The organism is Polaribacter sp. KT25b (genome assembly GCF_900105145.1).
GTDB lineage: Bacteria > Bacteroidota > Bacteroidia > Flavobacteriales > Flavobacteriaceae > Polaribacter.
Window position 1 is genome coordinate 2678277 of the sequence record NZ_LT629752.1, and the last position, 20642, is coordinate 2698918.

Annotated in this window: 10 protein-coding genes; 4 read left to right on the top strand and 6 right to left on the bottom strand. The window is 33.2% G+C overall.

Translation table 11 applies throughout. The features are described 5' to 3' along the window. Window positions 1–106 precede the first annotated feature (106 nt). The 4 genes from BLT70_RS11530 to BLT70_RS11545 all read right to left on the bottom strand — a co-directional run bounded on the left by BLT70_RS11530 (window position 107) and on the right by BLT70_RS11545 (window position 7978). The gene (locus BLT70_RS11530; RefSeq protein ID WP_091894560.1) at window positions 107–2098 is read right to left on the bottom strand and encodes a T9SS type A sorting domain-containing protein; all 1992 of its coding nucleotides are present in this window, start codon (window positions 2096–2098) and stop codon (window positions 107–109) included. A gap of 97 nt (window positions 2099–2195) precedes the next feature. Further along, the gene (locus tag BLT70_RS11535) at window positions 2196–4034 is read right to left on the bottom strand and encodes a sulfatase (RefSeq protein ID WP_197678359.1); all 1839 of its coding nucleotides are present in this window, start codon (window positions 4032–4034) and stop codon (window positions 2196–2198) included. 24 nt (window positions 4035–4058) lie between these two features. Then, window positions 4059–5594, bottom strand: coding sequence for a sulfatase-like hydrolase/transferase (locus BLT70_RS11540; RefSeq protein WP_091894562.1), 1536 nt, complete (start codon window positions 5592–5594; stop codon window positions 4059–4061). Window positions 5595–5602: 8 nt separating this feature from the next. After that, the gene (locus BLT70_RS11545; RefSeq protein WP_091894564.1) at window positions 5603–7978 is read right to left on the bottom strand and encodes a glycoside hydrolase family 95-like protein; all 2376 of its coding nucleotides are present in this window, start codon (window positions 7976–7978) and stop codon (window positions 5603–5605) included. 326 nt (window positions 7979–8304) lie between these two features. On the opposite strand from BLT70_RS11545, the gene BLT70_RS11550 reads away from it, so the two are divergent. From BLT70_RS11550 to BLT70_RS11565, 4 genes are all read left to right on the top strand, one after another. Beyond that, on the top strand, window positions 8305–9828 hold the full coding sequence (locus BLT70_RS11550; protein ID WP_091894566.1) for an arylsulfatase: 1524 nt from the start codon (window positions 8305–8307) through the stop codon (window positions 9826–9828). A 42-nt stretch (window positions 9829–9870) separates the two neighbouring features. Next, a complete protein-coding gene (locus tag BLT70_RS11555) occupies window positions 9871–12426 on the top strand; it encodes a right-handed parallel beta-helix repeat-containing protein (RefSeq protein ID WP_091894568.1) in 2556 nt (851 codons plus the stop codon). A gap of 45 nt (window positions 12427–12471) precedes the next feature. Continuing rightward, a complete protein-coding gene (locus tag BLT70_RS11560) occupies window positions 12472–14055 on the top strand; it encodes a hypothetical protein (RefSeq protein WP_197678360.1) in 1584 nt (527 codons plus the stop codon). 94 nt (window positions 14056–14149) lie between these two features. Beyond that, on the top strand, window positions 14150–16927 hold the full coding sequence (locus BLT70_RS11565) for a chitobiase/beta-hexosaminidase C-terminal domain-containing protein (RefSeq protein WP_172824414.1): 2778 nt from the start codon (window positions 14150–14152) through the stop codon (window positions 16925–16927). A gap of 126 nt (window positions 16928–17053) precedes the next feature. On the opposite strand, the gene BLT70_RS11570 is transcribed toward BLT70_RS11565, so the two are convergent. Both BLT70_RS11570 and BLT70_RS11575 read right to left on the bottom strand, forming a co-directional pair. Beyond that, window positions 17054–19057 carry a T9SS type A sorting domain-containing protein gene (locus BLT70_RS11570; protein WP_091894571.1) on the bottom strand — a complete coding sequence of 668 codons (2004 nt, stop codon included), beginning with the start codon at window positions 19055–19057 and terminating at the stop codon, window positions 17054–17056. A gap of 18 nt (window positions 19058–19075) precedes the next feature. Continuing rightward, entirely contained in the window at window positions 19076–20629 is a 1554-nt protein-coding gene (locus BLT70_RS11575; protein WP_091894573.1) for an arylsulfatase, read from the bottom strand. Window positions 20630–20642: the final 13 nt, after the last annotated feature.

Genomic DNA, 20642 nt, shown 5'->3' on the forward strand with positions numbered 1-20642 from the left:
AAAAGGATCTTCGATAATCAATTTGCTCTAAACAATCAATTATTTACGCTATGATTACAATTACCTTTTAATGTGTAAAATAATTATTCGATACTGTTTGATTAATTTATTTTGTTATTATTATTTTTCGTGTTAAACTTTGATTATTACTGTTAGTAAGTTTAACAAAATACATTCCTGATTTTAATGTAGACAAATCTAATTGTGTTATTAAAGCTCCATCATCCCATAACTTTTCTAATACTTTTGTTCCTGTAACAGACACAACAATTATGTTTGAGATACCAGTTGCAGTCTTTGTAATGGTTAACGCATCAACCACCGGATTGGGATACAAGTTAATTTGAGGTAAATTGGATTTGGAATTAATATAATCATCAGTTGATGAAAGAGTTTTGTCGATTTCTCCAACAAGATAAGCCCCTTCAGGTCTTACATAAGGCTCATAATCCGGCACAGGATTAGATAAAAGTCTGTCATTAATTGTTTTCATAATTACCATTTCGTCATCCTTAATATGTCCAGCATCAACACCATTATTATTATTATTAGATATCGTATTGGCAAAAGTAACACCAGCTTTAGCATCGATAAGAATTTTAGAAAACCTGTATGCATCTTCTATCCCGAATATTAAATTTGCACTAGAAACATGCCATTTGTCTCTAATAGGAAACCATGCATGTTTTAGTACTTGTTTTTTTTCATACACTGACCAAGGATTACCAACCATAGCAGGGATTGTAAACTCTTCGTATCCCCATGAATTTGGAGGAGCACCACCACCTAGTGCAGATACATGTCCTCTTGTAAAATCTGAATAAGAGTTATTTCCTCTAAAGTTTGAGACATTATAGTCTCTATCGTCTTCATCATCAACTCCATCAGAATCAACCACAACTGGTTCTCCTTCTATATAATGTAAATGTCCAAATTCAGAAACTGACATAGCAGCTCCAGGATCGGCATCTTTAAACATTTGAACAAAATCTTCTAAATACCCATCGTCGCGAAGCGAAGTTGTAGTATCGAACCAATATCCATCGGCATATTCTGCTACTGCAGGAATAAACCCTTGGACTAAATTTTTGTAAGCTAAATATTCATTTCCATCAAACTTTGTTGTGTAATAATTTACCCAAGCAGCTTGTGTTTCATCACTTGCTCTGTCTAAATAATTTGTAGAAATGTACAAAATAATCTTCTTTCCAGAATTTTTTAGTGTTTGTAGAACTTCAAACATTATTTCTTGATTCTCAGCACTAGGTATTAAACTTTCATGTATTTCAGTAGCTACATCTACATTTGTATTATCTCTGATAGTAAAATAGTGTGAATGTGCAAAATAAGAAAGATTTGTAATCACATGTCCTAAAGCAGGAAGTTCTGTTACTAGCTCATTTACACCTCCTATTGGGTCATGTCCTGTTGCTATTTCTTCATCTAATCTTTCTCCACCAAAAACAGGAAATGTGCCTCCCCATGAACCTGCTAACCATGCCGCTGGATGATTTACTGTTGTTGCAGTTTGATCTGTTGATCCATATATTTCATCAAAATAATAACTCATAGCTGGTTCTTCTATACTACCGTTAGCTAAACCAATTATCATAAGGTCATACCCTCCAACATCTAGTACATTTTGTGGAATAGCAACATCTTGAAAATGAAAGGTAAAAGTTTCCCATTCTTGCCCAACTGTGAATTTCAATTGCTCATAAACACGTCCTCCTGCATCAGAACTTTGAAAAAACACTCTAAGTTTTGAGTTGTTTGTAGTAAGCTCATCAGTAGGTATGTCAATATATGCTTTTAGTGTAACTGTATAATCGGTTAAATCTGTTACATAATTGAACAAGTTAAAAGATAAAAAATCATTGGTCCCTTCAGGTCTATTGTACTTAGAGACAATAGTATGTGTGTTAATTCCTGAAGTATGAGGGTTTGGAAAGTTTCCTGTTAAATTTGTGGGTACATCTTCTTCGGCTGTAAACTCAATTTTACGCGTATTTGTTTCATCTTCCAACCACAAAAATTGTGCGTTAGAAATTTGTACAGAAAAAAGGAATACTATTAAAAACGTAATTTTTTTGATCATAATGTTAGTGATTAGGTTGGTTCATTACTTAAATTAGAAACGTAATTTTCAATATTTATGACATAGTAAAAATTCCTTTTTCTTTGATTGAAATTTATTATTTAACTTGTATTGCTTTCGTTGCAAATATTTTTGTGGTTTTTTGGTAACCGGCATCTGGATAACTAATCAAATAATTATTCTCATCCACTAAATTAAATACATAATGGGTTGTTCCTTTTGGTAAGGTTACAGAAACTTTATTATTGGTAAGATTCATAGTAACAGGAAACCAAATTTCACCTTTTACACCTCCATTTTTAGTATATATTAACTCTGCTTTTACAACTTTAGCACCATTGTTTTTGTATTCTAACCAAACTTCTTTTCCATCCACACCATTTTTAACAACAGTAGGTATTTTAGCTTTGTTAGGTAATTGTGCTTTACTTGTAGGGTTTAAATAAGGATATCTAGCATTTAGTTTTTCTAATCGTTCTTCTAAAAGACGATTCATTTCTTTGGCTTTCTCTGGCATTTTTTTTGCAAGATTTTTAGCCTCTTCAATATCTACACGTTCAGATTCATTTTTATACAATTCATACAAAGCTAACTCCGTTTTTTCTTCAGTAGCAACATATTCTCGTACCAATTTATAACCATCAATACGCAACGTAGATTGCATAGAACTGTTTGGAAAATGCCACATCATCGTATTTCTCGCTTTACCAGTTTCTGGATCTAAAACTAATTTTGAATCCGTTGGATCTTTATCTAACAATGTAGACAAATCGGCACCATCTAATATTTGATTGTCTTCTTTTTGGGTTCCTGTCCAACTCAATATTGTAGGATAAAGGTCAAGACCATTTACCATTACGTTAGATTCTATATTTGAAGAAATTGTTGGACCTTTTACAATAAAAGGAACTCTGGTACCTCCTTCTTTAGCATTGATTTTCCCTTTATCTAATGGATAGTTGTCTGTAATAATTTCACCAGTATGTTGCTCCATACCTCCATTATCAGAAGTAAAAACCACATACGTATTTTCAATTAACATATGTCCAGGCCATCTTGGGTCTTCAGTTTGTTCAAGGTACTTAATCAATAAACCTGTATAATGGTCAATCGTTTCTACCATGGCAGCATAATAGGCATTTCTTTGTCCTTTTTCTTCCCAAAGATCCTTTTCTTTAGGATAATCTATTCCTAATTTCTGGTAGTATTTTTTTAATAAAGCTTCACTTCTTGTATGAATTGGTGTATGCACTAAACGAGAAGCATAAAAAAGAAAAAATGGATCTTTTTTGTTTCCATCCATAAAATCAATACCATCTTGAGTAATGTCATCAAAAGGGAAACCTGCTTCATCTAAATAAAATGGATCAGATTTGTCGGCAGTTGAGAACCCTTTTGTGCGGTCTTTCATTCTTTTATGAGATCCAAAACCATGCTTTGAGAAATCAAAACCTTGATCTTTCGGTTCTGGATAGTCTGTTACTGCAATACCTACATGCCATTTACCAGAATGACCTGTTTTGTAACCATTGGTTTTAAGAGACTCTGCAATGGTAACTTCTGATGTGTCTAAAGCACCTCTCATCCAAGGACTTATTAATAAAGATCCATAATTAAAAGGCAATGGTGGATGACCTCCTCTAACGCTAGTTCTTTCTAGACGAACAGGATGTTTACCTGATAAAATAGCTCCTCTAGAAGGAGAACAAACAGTTGCAGCAGAATAAGCTTGCCAAAAAAGAACGCCTTCTGTAGCTAATTTATCAATATTTGGTGTTTCGAATGGAGAAGGTTCGTCAATATCGTAACACTTTACATCTTGCCAACCTAAATCATCAGTTAATATTACTAATACATTTGGCTTTTTTGGTCTTTCTTGTGCAAAACTGCTTGATGTAACTAAACAAGCCATTACTAATAGAAATACTTTTTTCATGATGATAATTCCTTAATTATAAAACTAGTTTAGCTCAGACACAAGGGTTTTACATCGTTCTCTATATTCGTTTAAAACTTTGATGTAGTCTTTATTACCTACTAAATTATTTTGTTCTTTTGGGTCTTTTATAATATCGAATAATTCCTCGTAAATAGGTTGTTCGTTATTATTTGAAGATTGATTTGGAACATATTTATTTCGGTCATTTAATTTACTAAAAGAACGAATGTATTTGTATTGTTTACTTCGTACGCCTTCTTGACGCGGATATCCTTGGTCTGTAAATAAGTTTTCTAAAAAGATGTCATCTCTCCATTTTACATTCTTCTTTTCTATCAAAGGAAGCACACTTGCTCCTTGATAAGATGTAGGGATATTTACACCACACATTTCTAAAAGTGTAGCAGGAATATCTTGACCAACCACCAAATCATCTATTACTTTTCCTTGTGTTTTATCAGTAAAAAAAGGAGAATACACAATCATAGGAACGTGTACAGATTCATCGTACAAAATAGTTTTACCACCTAATCCGTGTTCACCTAAAAACAAACCATTGTCTGAACAAAATACAATAACGGTATTATCCGCTTCGCCAATTTCCTTTAAAAATGAACGTAAATTTCCTATCATGATATCTATAGCATGAATTGCTCTGGTCATTTTTAGTTTCTCATTTAGTAATTTACCCTTTTTAGATGTAATGTAGTATTTCATTAAATCTTTGGTGGCATAAACATCTTCAGGCAAACTAATGTTTTGAGGATATCCTTCTGGTAATTCAATTTTATCTTTTACATCATCATATCCTGTTTTGTAATATTCTGGGTCTGTTTCATGTGAACCCATTCCGCCAATACTAGAAGCATGAGGTAGATTTAAGTTAATCCATGCAGAAAAAGGTTCGTTAGGGTCTCTTTTCTTAATTTGATTTTTAATAGAGGCATCAGCATTTTTATAAAAATAATCATAAGCATCTCCTTGTGTTAAAAAAGCCTTAGTTGCCTCTAACATTCCTTCAACTTGTGTTTCGTTTTTAAGGTTTGCAAACTGTTTATGTTTTTTTGCTGGATAAAACCCTAAATGACCATTTCCATAGTAACAAAAATCTACATCTTTTCTTAAAGGCGTATCATTTCTATCTCCTATTTTTGTGTGATGTTTTCCTATAAAAGCGGTTGAGTATCCTGCTTTTTTTAATTGCGCCAGCCAGCTATTTTTATAGGTAGTTTCAGAAATAAGATTTTTAGAAACATTCGTAAATCCAATTTTATTTCTTCGTTCCCATTGTCCTGTAAATATATTTGCTCTACTTGGGCCACAAATAGGGCTAGTAATATAAGCATTGTTAAAAAAGACTCCTTCTTTAGCTAATTCATCAATATTTGGAGTTTGAATAATAGGATCTCCAGTCATACTCAAAGAATTGAATCTTTGATCATCAGAAAAGATAAAAATAACATTAGGTTTCTTCTCTTGCGCTTGCACAATTTGTGTTACTCCAGTACATGACAAAATAGAAGAAATAATAAATAGATGATATAAAATTGTTTTCATAATTAATTTTAATAAGAACTGTAATATGTATGACCAGGTAATCTTTTTGTTTTGCTACCATACCCAAAAAGATTCTGCTCTTCTTTAGATTTTGGTAACTCTTTTATGCTTAAATCTGTTTTGTTTATTTCTTTGGAAGTAATAATAACCGATTCATTTTTCTTTAGATCAACTTTATAAGAACCATCTTCGGATTTATTAATAGTAACAGATTTTCCGTCGATATAAAACTGCGGATTTTCAAAATCTACTTGAACGTTACATGCGTTTCCTTTTAAACTTTTTATGGATACAAATTCGGTAGTTCCTTCAATTTTTTTAGCACTCACCAAAAATGCGCCTTGTGCTCTTAAGTTGTGAAACGCCACATCTTTCCATTTTTTCGGACTAGCAGGAAATACGCGTATTTTTCCGCCCCAACTTTGAAGCATCACATCGTGTACACTAGTTGCAAAAGATAACGGACTTTCAATAACCGGATTAATTTTTCCTTCGGAATACATGGTTGTAGATGAAATGTTTTTATGTTTGATTAAAAAATCAAGATAATAATACGCTTTCTCAGCATCACCTAAATTTGCATACATAGAAGAGGCTCCTGTTGCTGTATAACCTGTAACTGGCATGGCCTTAATCTTTTTGCCACTATTAAACGTAACATCCAACCAATGATCTAAAGATGTACGTAGCAATTTTTTATCAGCTTCTTTTTCTGGTGTAATTACCATTAAAGGATAAAATGCTAATAAATGGGAATAATGTCTGTGCGGATTTGCAAAAGGTCTGTCTTTTCCAACCATCAATCCATTTTCATCAACTTGAAAATCAACCAAATTAGTTAGTAAATGCTCCCATTCTTTTTTAAGAGGGTCGTTTATTTGATGCTTTTCATCAATATCGATTAATGTTTGACAGCTCCAACGAATTAAAGCCAACGTAAAATTAATATCTTGACCACGACCTGGTTTATATTCTGGCGACCAACTATATTTAATATGAATTTTGCCGTCTTTGGCATCAACAGGATTGTCTTTTATATAATTTAAATAACTATTTACCGTTTTTTTCAAGATAGGAAATAGTTTATCTCGCATACGAATATCATCACCAGCAAATTGGCAATGCAACCAATAATCGTTTAAGATCCATGCTAACATATCTGGTACTTTTGCTCCGTTAAAAGCAATAAGATCTTGCGGCATTAAAGCAGCAACGGCAGCACTGTTTTTCCAACTTGCAGGTACATTATTTTCTAGGTTTTTTACATATTTATCAATGTTATTGGGTAAAGATTCTCCAATAGACATTCTATTGGCTGTTAAATGCGTCCAATAGATGAGTTGCACATTTAAATCTCCCCAAACCATTGGCCAAAAAGTTCTATTATACCAAGGTCCCATTAAATCTAAAATAGGTCCATTTCCTCTAGAGGCAGATCCTAGTTTATACATTTGTATCCAATAGAAAGATTCTTTTTCTGCATCATTAATGGTTAAAAAACTCAATGGATAATAGTCATGCCACCATTTTTTATGTGATGAAATAAAGCTATTTTCTTTAATAAGCTTCTCTCCTACTTCTAAATTTTCAGTAACGATCTCTAGCGAATTTCGTTCTGGATAACTATGATGAACGCTCGTTATTAATTGTTGTTTTCCAGAAGAATTCCCTGTAATTTTATAACCTGTAGTGGTTTCTCCTCTATGATTAAATAAAGGTTGATAACAAAAAGAGTAGCCGTTTTTCTCGCTAAATGTTGGTTTTGGAGCCATCTCTAAAGTTACTGCTCTCATTTTATCCCAAGTGCCACCTTTTGGACCTCCGCCACTTTTTAAGACTTCATAAACAGGAGGAATAGGTTCTTCTGCGTGCCATGTTATTTCTACGTTTTCATCAGTTGTATCTGTTTCAAAATAGATATTATCATTTGTACTATGCGTAAAACCTTTAATTGAATAAGTTCCTTTAGAGGTTTTAATAGTACCTGTTAATTCTGCATTCCACAAATCTAAACGCATGTCAACTCCTGTAATTTTTCCTTTAGATGTTAATTGAAAATGACCAAGAGGCAATCTGCTTCTTTTGATCCAAAGCATTTCATCAGCCTTTGTTTTTGCCTCTCTATGATCGTAATAATCATGACGTCCAATATGAAGAGATATTACATTTTTTTCTGATTCTTGTGCTTGATAAAATAAAAAACCAATATTTCCATTACCTGAATAAGGAGCGGTTTGCCATTTGTCTGGTACAATATCCCAAAGCATGTCATGCTTAGATAAAAATGATTCGAAATCAACTTTAAAATCAACTTGTTTTTCTTGAGAAGAAAACGGAATTGAAAATAAAATAAAAATACAAAGAAATAAAACTTTTAACTTCATAGGAAACATTGTAAATTAAGGTTTTTAATCAGTCTTAAATTTATTAGCTTGATTAAATGTAGTACAAATATATCCTATACACTAAAGAAACCTTTACTCTAATCATTCAAATACTTTTCTTTAATGCAACATTTCGCTAACATTTAGTTGATAAACCTAAAAGTTAAACAACTTACTATAAAGCAATAAGCATATATGATAAGAATTCTTATCATCAAGTATGGATATTTATCTCTATTCAAAAAGAGCAACAAAAAGAAGGATTAGAGTAAGCCTGTATTAATGATAAATAATAATTTTACCTAAATAATATAATCTTATTAAAAATGTACAAATCTATAATTGCAGTTGTTTTTTTAATTTTGAGTCAAAATATACTAACACAAAAAAAGGCTGACACAAGTCGTCCTAATATCATTTTTATTTATGCCGATGATATGGGAATAGGTGATGTTTCTCATACAACAGGGAAAGCTGCAACACCAAACATAGATCGTTTGGCAGCAGAAGGCATTCGTTTTACAGATGCACATACGTCATCTTCTGTTTGTACACCATCTCGTTATTCACTTTTAACAGGACGTTACAATTGGCGAACAACTTTATCTAAAGGGGTTATCCATAAACCGACTGCGAAACCATTGCTTAAAAAAGGAGAAACAACGGTTGCTAATTTGTTAAAACAAGCAGATTATCATACAGCTATGGTTGGTAAATGGCACTTAGGTATTGGTTGGGAATTGTTACCTAATTATAAAAAAGAGAAATGGCAAATTGGTGGCGGATGGGATATCGATTATACAAAACCAGCCATAACGCCAACAAGTAATGGTTTTGATTACTTCTATGGAATTGCAGCTTCTTTAGATATGCCTCCGTATGTATATATTGAAAATGAAAAGGTGACAGAACTTCCTTCGGTTATGAATGATCCAAAGATACGTTCTAGAAAAGGGCCTTCTGCTCCAAGTTTTAAATCAGGTGAATGTTTACAAGTTTTTGCAGAAAAATCTGTTGATTATATAAACGAGAGAGCTGGAGAAAATGAACCTTTCTTTTTATACTTGCCATTAACGTCTCCTCATACTCCTATTGTTCCTAGTGAAAAATGGAGAGGAAAATCGGAATTAGGACCTTATGGAGATTTTTTAATGGAAACAGATTGGGTTGTAGGAGAAGTTTTAAAAGCACTTGACAAACATCATTTAACCGAAAACACCATTGTTTTATTTTCTACGGATAATGGATGTTCTCCTGCTGCAAAAATTCCTGCTTTAAAAAAGAAAGGACACTCACCTAGCGGAAATTTAAGAGGAAATAAAGCAGATATTTATGAAGGAGGACACCGCGTTCCTTTTATCATTCGTTGGCCAGAAGTTATAGAAGCAGGAACGCAAACAGATAGATTAACATGTATGACTGACTTTATTGCTACTTGTTCTGATATTACAGGGATAGAATTAGATGAAACATCAGGTGTAGACGCCATTTCCTTTTTATCAACATTAAAAAAGCCAACTATAACAAATAGAGAAGACATTATTAGTCATAGTATTAATGGTTCTTTTTCTATCAGAAAAGGAAATTGGAAATTAGCGCTTTGTCCTGGATCTGGTGGTTGGAGTGCGCCAAGAGCTGGTAAAACCCCAGAAGGATCTCCTAGTTTACAATTATTTGATTTGTCTAATGATATTGCAGAGACTACCAATCTATATGATAAATACCCTGAAAAAGTAGAAGAATTAACAAAATTACTTCAATCTTATGTAGATAAAGGAAGAAGTACTCCTGGAAAACTTCAACAAAATGATAGAGAAGTAAATATATATGCAGAAGATGTAGCAAAATAAATTACTGCTTAAAATAAGAATGAAAAATTAATATATAAACTAATGAAAAAAATAATTACCTTATTATTAGTACTGTGCATTGTACCATTATATGCACTAGATATTCATGTAGCAACCAATGGATCGGATGCCAATGATGGAACAGCGTCTAAACCTTTGTTAACTATAAAAGCGGCACAAGCTAAATTAAGAGCTAGTGGACTTTTAGGAAAAGAAGCATGTAACATTGTTATACATGAGGGAGTTTATAGATTAATAACGCCTTTACAAATTACCACTGCAGATAGTGGTAGTGAACAATTTCCTGTTGTTTATTCGGCAGCTAAAAATGAAAACGTAGTTATTACAGGAGCACAATTAATTACTTCTAAATGGGAAGAATTTAAAGATGGTATTTATCGTACCCATGTGGGAGATTTAAATGCAATTGATCAACTTTTTGTAGATCAGAAAAGACAACACATGGCAAGATATCCTAATTTTAATGCTGGTTTTATACCTACAGATGGAGATCCTTCTGTACGTGGAAAAAAAGCAGGAACAGTTCCTTTTTCAGGAGCAGCTCCAGATGCTTGGGATGCTAAAAAAGCAGCTGAATGGAAAGATCCTACCGGAGCAATTCTAAACGGTATGCACAGAGGTTTATGGGGAAGTCAGCATTATTTTGTAACTGGTAAAAACAATAAAGGCGAATTGGTTTACGAAGGGGGTTGGCAAAACAACCGATCTGCTCCACCTCACAAAGGGTATCGAATGATAGAAAACGTTTTTGAAGAATTAGATGTTCCAGGAGAATGGTATCATAATACTAAGGACGGTTGGTTGTATTATATGCCAGAAGCCAATACAAACCTTAACAATACAAAAATTGAAGCTGTCCTTCAAATTAAACACCTTATTGAAGTTTACGGAGATCATAAACTACCTGTTGCAGAAATGGTAATTCGCAAAAGTGGTAATGCACAAAAAGAGACCATTGTTAAAAATTACGAAACTACTAATCCGGTAAAACATATTCAGATTTCTGGTATTCATTTTACAGGTACTAAAAGAACTTTAAGAGAAACCATTGAGCCTTTACTAAGAAGTGATTGGTGTGTATACCGTGGTGGAGCCATTCACATGAGAGGAACAGAAAATATTGTCATCGATCATTGTTCTTTTAAAGAATTGGGAGGAAATGCAGTATTTGTGGATAGTTATAGTCGTAATGTTCAAATAAAAGAAAATATTTTTCAAAATAATGGTTCTACGGATGTGAACTTTGTTGGTTCCTTTGCTGCAGTTCGTGATCCTTCATTTAGTTTTCAACATCTTCCACCACCATTAGATGAAATAGATACTACTATTGGTCCAAAAGCTGAAGATTATCCAGCAGATTGTATTGTTGAAAATAATTTAATGATGCTTTGTGGTCGTTTTGAAAAACAAGCCTCCGGAATTAATATTTCTATGTCATCAAGAATTACACTTCGTCATAATACCATTAGTCACACACCAAGAGCTGCCATTAATATTTGTGATGGAACTTGGGGAGGTCATATCATAGAATGGAACGATTGTTTTGAAACGGTTTTAGAGACTCACGATCATGGCGCTTTTAATTCTTGGGGAAGAGATCGTTATTGGTTTAGAGCTGGACCTTCTGGACCTGACTTTAGAGATGAGAATGGAAAAGCAATGATTAGTTATTATATAGAAAAGTATCCAAATGCTCCTTTGTGGGATGCTTATCAGACCACTATTATTCGTAACAATAGAATGCAATGTGATCATGGTTGGGATATTGATTTGGATGATGGATCTACCAATTATGAGATCTACAATAATATAAGTCTATCTGGAGGTATTAAAACACGTGAAGGATATCATCGTACGGTTACAAATAATGTAATTTTAGGCAGAGGATACACCTGTAATGTACCCTACCCAAAACCAACAAATGATATTTTTGAAAGAAATATTCTATGGGGCGGAACAGTGTACAAATCTAGTAACCCAACGCTTTGGGGAGGAACTAGAAATTTCAATTTCGTTCACAATCCTGATTCTAAAAATGTTGTACCTGCTTATGGTGCACAAGAACAAACACAGGACGATGCTGAAAGTTTGTATGGTAATGTTCTTTTTGCAGGAAAACCTCAACATGGCGACTTTACCGTCTCAAATAAATCAGCAGCATTAAGTCTTGGATTTAAAAACTTTCCGATGTCTGGTTTTGGTGTTACTTCTGATAAATTGAAAAATTTGGCAATGAAACCTAAAATTCTTGCACCTAAAGAAATAGCCTCTAATGTATTTGTGAAGTCAAAGTTGAAAGGGTTCATGGGAGCTAAATTTAAAACACTAGAAACGGAAGCAGAACTTTCTGCAACAGGAATGTTTGACACTTATGGAGTGTTACTGGTTTCTGTTCCTAAGAATAGTAAATTGGCTAAAATGGGATTTAAAGTGGATGATGTTGTGATAGAATTAAATTCAGAAAAAATAGCGGATGAGAAATCTTTTGTAAGAACGATGAGCCGTCTAAATGCTAAAGAACATAATGTTAAAGTATGGAGACATCAAAAACCAGTTGCTTTTTCTTTTACAAAATAAATAATACCGTAAAATTCTTTTAATCTAAAAAATAATATAATAAAAATGAAAAACAGAACACAAATAAACAAAGCTTTTTTACTGCTTACATTTGCTTTATTTACTGTAAACGGAGCGCTACAAGCACAAAATACTTGGACCCTTGAGTCTCAAGAAGACTGGCAAGCGAATATAGCTACAAAAACAAATTTAGAAATCAGCAAAGGAAAAGTAATTCCTACTGAAAAGGAAGCCGTTTTCAAAAGCTCCATGAAAAAGTTTGCAAAAAAACGAGCTGCAAAATCCATTACCTTTTCTCAATCACCAGAATGGTTAAATTGGGAACAAATCCCTACTGCAGCACCAGCAAATTTAGGTGATGCCCCTGTGGCATTGCAGTTAGGAGATGGAAATTACTGGATGTTTGGTAAATATGATACTAGAAAGAATAATAAACGACCGAATGATTTTAAAAGTAAGGATACCATCTTAAAAGGGTATGATGTGGTGTTAAAAACAACACATCTTAAAAATCAATTTGATGCTCCATCAGGATTAAAAAAACCGTTAAAGGGATATCATGCTTGGCATAGTATCGATATGAAAAACTGGGTGCATTATGGACCTATATCAGACATGTCTTCTCGTTGGGTAACTTCTGCAGAATATATTGATGGAAAATTTTATTTCTATTACGATTTCCCAAACGATCAAGATCCGCATTTACTTATTGATGAAAACTTAACTGATGGTATTGTTGGTAAAAAAATGGGCATGGCTTTTAAGGATCCTTCAGATGGTTCAGATTGTGCAGTTATTAGAGATTTAGAAGGTAATTTTCATATTATAGCTGAAGATTGGTCGCCTATTGATGCTTCTACGCATGCTTGGGATTCGCCCTTAGCAACTCATGCTGTTAGTAAAGATGGTTTTAATGATTTTAAAATTTTAAATCCTCCTGTAGATGAACGTACCAAACCAACTGGTAAATTTGCTGAATATGCACATCCGCATTGGTTTAAGGAAGACCCTGATAACTATCCTGGAAAAGCGTCACCTGTTGATATTCCGAGACAAAGAATTAAAAAAGGAGACGTCGTTTCTTTTGGTAAATACGAAATCCATGAGCCAGAACAAAATTCTTTTGGAGATTGGGCTTCTATTTCTATTGGTGGTCAATATTATTTATTCGCAGATTATGATCCAGCAGGTAAGACAGGTGGTAAACATATGAGTGTTGCTTGGTTTACGTCTGATAACATCAATAAAAAATTTGAGTTTTGTGGAAACATTGGTCAAGGACATCCAGATCCAGATATCATGTTTGCAGAAGGTAAATATTACTTGCTTACGCAAACAAGAAATGATTATGTAAGTACTGGTCCTTGGGTGGAGACTGTAGAAGTAAGAATGGGTGTAGATACCACTAATGACGGACTCGTTAATGAGTGGAGTGATTGGCAAGTTGTGAAAGAACAATATGATTATATCAAAGGTTTCTCTAAGCAAATTGAAAAAACTCCTGCGCAAATGAATTTTTCAGACTTACCTAAAGGATATGGATTTCAATTTGAGGTTAAAATGACGGATACAACGGAAAATGAATCAAAACCAATTTTAGATAAGGTAGTTGTTTCATTTGAGAAATAAGATTTAAAAATCACCACTCGTATTTAAAACGAAAATTAAATTTTATAAGATGATAATAAACAGAAATTTATTAACAATTCTTCTGGTTCTGTTCATGCTTAGTAATTCTTTTGCGAAGGATATTTATGTATCTCCCAAAGGAAATGATGCGAATTCAGGCACAAAAAACAGTCCTTATTTAAGCTTTAAAAGAGCTTTTCAAGAAGTAAAAAAATATGCAGGTAAAGAAACTGTAACCGTATGGTTTTCTGCAGGGGAATATTATATTGATGAAACGCTTACCTTGGATAGCGAATTTTCAGGAACAACAAAAAAACCAGTTGTATTTTCTGCAATTCCAGGAGAAAAGGTTGTTATAAAAGGCTCTCGTCAATTAGCATCTTTAAAATGGAAAAAACACAAAGGAGGGATTTATAAAACTCAAGTTCCAAGTGGATTGTCTATGGATCAATTATTTGTTGATGATGTTCGCCAGGTAAGAGCACGTTTTCCTAATTATGATTACGAAAACCCACTTCGTGACGGAAAAGGATACCTTCAAGTCACAGGTGGTACAGACAAACGATATGATAAATGGTTTTCATACGATCCTGAAACTTTTTCGGATAAAACATGGAGCAATACTGAAACAGGAATTGTGCATAGTTTCCAAAGTCATAACTGGGGAAATATGCAGTACAGACTTAAATCAATCAATAAAGAAGAAAGTAGAATATACCTTAACGAAGGTGGTTGGCAACTACAGAGAACACATGGTATTGGAGGTAAAAAAAATCATGCGTCTTACTATTTCGTAGAAAATATTTTTGAAGAACTAGATGTTCCTGGTGAATGGTTTTTAGACAACAAAACTAGTACGCTTTACTATTATCCGATGCAAGACGTAAAATTAAGTGACGTTAAAATTGAAGTACCCGTTATAGCAGATATTATTCAATTAAAAGGAACTAAAGAAGCACCTGTAAAAAACATTCAGTTTAAAGGATTCCATTTTACACAAACCAATTATACGTTTATGGAGGCTTATGAGCCTGTTGCTCGTGGAGATTGGGCTGTTCACAGAGGTGGAACCATTTTTATGGAAGGTACAGAAAACCTGTTAATTGAAGACTGTAATTTTGAGTATGTAGGAGGAAATGGTGTATTTATGAGTGCTTACAATCGTAACAATAAAGTAAGCGGTTGTCGATTTGTACACACCGGAGAAAGTGCCGTATGTTTTGTTGGTTCTCCTAAAGCAGTTCGTTTTTATCAAACGTGGGATGACAGATTACTTCATGGGAAAAACTGGAATGCGATGCGTGAAAACATGGATTTAGAAGCAGGACCTAAAACACCTGATTACCCAAAAGAATGTGTTGTTGAAAACAGTATTATGCACGATTTTGGTGATGTTGGTAAACAAGTGGCGGGTGTTTACATTTCTATGAGTCATAAAATAACAGCTTCACATAATACCATTTATAACTGTCCGCGTGCAGGAATATGTATCAACGATGGTACTTGGGGAGGACACCTTATTGAATTTAATGATATTTGGGAAACCGTTAGAGAAACAGGAGAACATGGACCTTTTAATTCTTGGGGACGAGAAAGACAATGGAAAGGTGGTAGAGGAACGAATGAGCATTTTATAAAGGAATTGACAAGATTGGATGCTATTGACAACACAATTTTACGAAATAACAAAATAGCCAATTATAGAAAATCTATTAGTGCAGGAAACTGGACGATTGATTTAGATGATGGTTCTAGTTATTACGAAATCTATAACAACTTAAACTTAGGGTCTACCATTAAATTAAGAGATGGTATGGGACGTAAAGTGTATAATAATATTACCGTAAGTGCAGTTCCTTCAGGATGGCATGTATGGCCTGAACATTCAGAAGATGAAATTTATAAAAACATTTTTGTGATTGCTGGTACATTGCCTGGTAAAAATACACCTACTAAAAACTTTATTCGTGGAGTAGGATTGTCTAAAAAAGTTAAATGGAGTGAAAACTATGACAACAACACGTATTGGAACGTTAATTATCCTGATAATTTTGAGATGTCCCCAAATCAGAACATGGAAGCTTGGAATAAAGAAGGATATGATTTAAACGCTGTTTCAGCAAATCCAAATTTTGTAGATCCAATCAACGGAAATTATCAAGTTGAAGAAAATTCTCCTGCATTAAAAACAGGATTTAAAAACTTCCCAATGGATCAGTTCGGTCATACAATGACACGTATATTACCATTTGGAGGTGATTTTGAAAACGAAACTATTGTAAGCTTAAGGGCCGATATTAGAGCAGGAAAAAAATCTAATGTTTATTATACTACAGATGGATCAGAACCGACAATGAGTTCGTTAAAATATTCAAAGCCATTTAAAATTAACCAATCAACATTGTTGAGCGCTAGAACCTTTGATTCAAATGGAATTCCAGTTGGTTTTACAAACGAAGTTGAATTTACAAAAGTTGAAAAAGTTACCTACCCAAGTTGGTTAGCCACTTTACTAGCTGGTAAATATGCAGAAGAAACTGTTGTTGAAGGAAAGACTACCAAAATTAAAAAAGCACTTCAAAAAGAAGTGAATGGAGCTTTGTTAATTAACATTGCAGATGATCCAGATTTAATAGATGCAACAGGTGGATATAATTTTGGTTGTTATATTGAGTCATTAGATAATAAAAAAGCGAAAATGTGGTTGGATGCCGGATTGAACAAAGATTGGGTGATTCAAAAATTAAACAAACATAAAATTTCAAATATTGCACATTTACAAAAGTTCCTAAAAGAATATTCAGGACAAACCGTAAAGATTACTGCCGTAAGAGATTATGGTTCTAAAGTGTTTGAGGTAACCATTCCTTAAGTTTATTTGGAGTAAATTCTATTTCATGAATAAAAACTAAACCTCAATTAGATAATTCTAATTGAGGTTTAATTTTTTACAATATACTTATTTATATCAAAGGAAAGAAAACTCTTCCTGAAACAATTATCTTTTAAGAAATCTAATTACTTCAAAATTATTATTTACATATGCCTTGATTATGTAGAATCCAGGATTTAAGCTTGAAACGTCAAAACTTTCTTTATTTCCTGAAAATTGTAATATTTTTTCACCTGTAATTGCATAGATTGTAAGAGAATTGAATTCTTTAGATAATTTAAAAACATCTTTTACTGGATTCGGAAATACTTTAAGAGAGATATCATCACTCAAATTAGACGCTATAGATAGGCTTTGATCTTCTCCAACAAGAAATGCCCCTTCCGGACGTTCATAAACAGTTGCATCTGCATTAATAGCAAATTGTTGATCCATAAATGTTAATATTTCTACTTCATCTTCTGATGTAGTACCATCTGTAGCTGTTGTGTTTGAAAAAGTAACGGATCCTCCTGCATCTGTAATTCTTTTCGCAAAACGATACGCTTGTTCATTATCAAACATTAAATCTGATCTTTCGCTAGACCAAGTGGCTCTTAGCGGTAAAAAGAAATGTTTTAATGTTTGTTTTGTTCCTTCATATATAGATATTGATGATTCTTCAATATCTGATATTGTAAACTCTTCATAAGCCCAAGAATTAGGAGGAGCTCCTTGTCCTAAAGGTGTAATATGTCCTGCTGTAAAATCTGACCAAGAGTTCGTTGCTGTCATCTTTATAATAGTATAATCTCTATTAGGATCATCACCAGTTCCATCAACACCTACCGATTCATCAATTCCATCAGTATCTACCAATATTAAATCTCCGTTTTCATCAACAAAAGAATCTTTATCAATGTTCGTTGTGATAATAGCATTAGGAGCTGCATTACGAATCATTGCTACAAATTCAGCTCTTTGTTCTGTAGTACTAGCAACATCAGCATTTCCAAGACTATTATTTATATTATAACTTCCAAATGAATCAAACCAATATCCATCAACTCCTATTTCTGTAAAACGTTTTATATAACCTTCACAATAGTTCATCCATGCTGCATGACCATCACCAGCAAAATATGTATCTACATAATTATTCCAAGCTACTGCTCCTGCAGCTGTAGCTCTATTTGCTGGACTTTGCGTATTTACATATAAAATAACTTTTTTACCTGAATTTTTGAAGATGTCAATAACATCGATAATAATTTGTTCATTAGCTAAACTCGGTACAAATTCTTCATCTACAATAGAATTTTCGGCTCCCATTACCTCATCTACATTAGGATTTGTTCTTAAAGTCCATAATTGTGAATTAGCATTATTGGTAGCATTGGTTATTACATGCCCCATTGTAGGATAACTGTCTGCAATTTCTTGCGCTCCTGCAATATAATTATAACCTTTATTATCAACATAGTCATCTAAATCTTCACCAGCCCTTACGTAAAAACGACCTCCCCAAGAACCTTTAAGCACATCTTTTAAAGGTACTTGGGGTATGGATCCGTGAATTTGATCTATAAAATAATTTATTGCAGATGTTGATTCTTGTCCGTTTCCAAAACCAATGTCTAATTGATTATACCCTCCGCTTCCTAAACCTTCTGTTGTGAAATCAGCTTTATCAAAAACAAAAGAAAACTTTTCCCATGCTTTACCTACTGTAAATGTTTTTGTTATCTGTTTAAAATCTCCAGTAGTGGTATTTCGTAAATAGATACGTAAACGATTTGGTTCAGACGATAAATCTGAAGTGGCAACATCTATGTAAGCTTTTAAAGTTACTGTATATTTTGAAGCAGTTGTTAGCGGGGTAAACAACTGAAAATAGGTAAATCCTCTATTTACATCTGCATCTCTAACAAACTTAGAACTTTTTGTATTTGTATTTACTCCACTAACATCTGGATTTGTTTCAGCTGTAGTAAAAGTACCATCTACTGTTCTTGAAAATGTTATATTTTCCGTACCTGTTTCGTTTTCATACCAAAGATGTTGCGCAAGAGTTCTATTTCCTAATAAAAGAAAAAATAGTAACAATAATAAAATCTTTAGTTTTGACATTTAATTTTATAGATAAAATTATTTTTTAGACTTCTTCTTTTTATTTTTTGCTTTCTTACTTCTACTAACAGTTCTTTTTTTCCATAAAATTATATTATCAATATCATTTTGAGAAAACTCCCCTGTTGTACTTCTTCCATTTTTAATATCATTTTCTAAAAGCTGTAATAGCTTTTCAGCAATTTCTGGACGCTCTAAATATAAGTTAGTTGTTTCGGCTGCATCGTTTTCCATATCATATAATTGTGCTATTGGCATATTATCTAATGTAGTATCATCTTCTTGTGGTGAACTCCAACCTCCTGAACCTCTAGACAATAACAATTTCCATTTTCCTTGTCTATACCCAAAATGTCCAGAAATTGAATGATGGATTACACCAGCTCTCGTGCTATTGATAGCTTCTCCATTTAGTGCTGGTAAAAAACTTACACTATCTTCACCACTTTTGCTGGGTACAGCAACATTTATGATATCTGAAAAAGTAGCAAATATATCTGTTAAACAGATTAAATCATTATTTACAGAACCCGCTTCTACTTTTCCTGGCCATCTTACAATAAAAGGCACACGATGTCCACCATCCCATAAATCTGATTTTGAACCACGATACCCCGCACTTACAATATGTCCTTGTTTAGCAAGTCCTTTTATATTTGCTGCTTTAGAAGCACCATTATCACTACTAAAAATTACCAATGTATTTTCAGAAAAACCATTATCTTTTAATGCTTTTGTAATTGCACCTACTGTTGCATCTGTTTGCATTACAAAATCTGCATAAGCTCCAAGCCCACTTTTACCTTGCCATTCTTTAGAAGGTAATATTGGTGTATGTGGCGACCCTAAAGGCACATATAGAAAAAATGGTTTTCCATCTTTATTTTTTGCTTGATTATTAATGTATTCTACAGATTTTGTTGTTAAACGAGGCAACATATTAATTTCATCTTCATGAAGAATTACTTTGTCGTTTTCTAGAACTGCTTTCATACTACCTGCATGATGAAAACCATGGTAATAATCAAATCCTCTATTGATAGGTCCATCTGGAATTGTAGCTCCTACAGGTGGTAAATTTCTACCTTTTTTTCTAATTACTTCTTTCGAAATAGGATCAATGTATTGAAAATTCATGTGCCATTTACCAATAATAGCCGTATGATAACCTTCAGTTCCTAAAAAGTTACCAACGGTAGGGCGATCTTCTTTAATTAAGTTTGGAGCAAAACCAGACACTACTCCGCTTTGTAATTTTGTTCGCCAACTATAACGCCCTGTCATAATTCCATAACGTGTAGGTGTACAAACGGATGCACCAGAATGCGCATCTGTAAATGTCATCCCTTCTTGGTTTAACTTATCTATATGAGGGGTTTTAATTTTACTTGTTTCTGGAGCTAAACTTTGTACATCTCCATAGCCTAAATCATCACATAGTATAAATACGATGTTTGGTTTAATTGATTTGTTTTGTGCAATTGCTGATTTATTTTGTGCACATGAGGACAAAACGGATACCAACATTACTAAAAAAACTAATTTTACATTAAAAAAACTAAATTTATTCATGATTATTTTACTT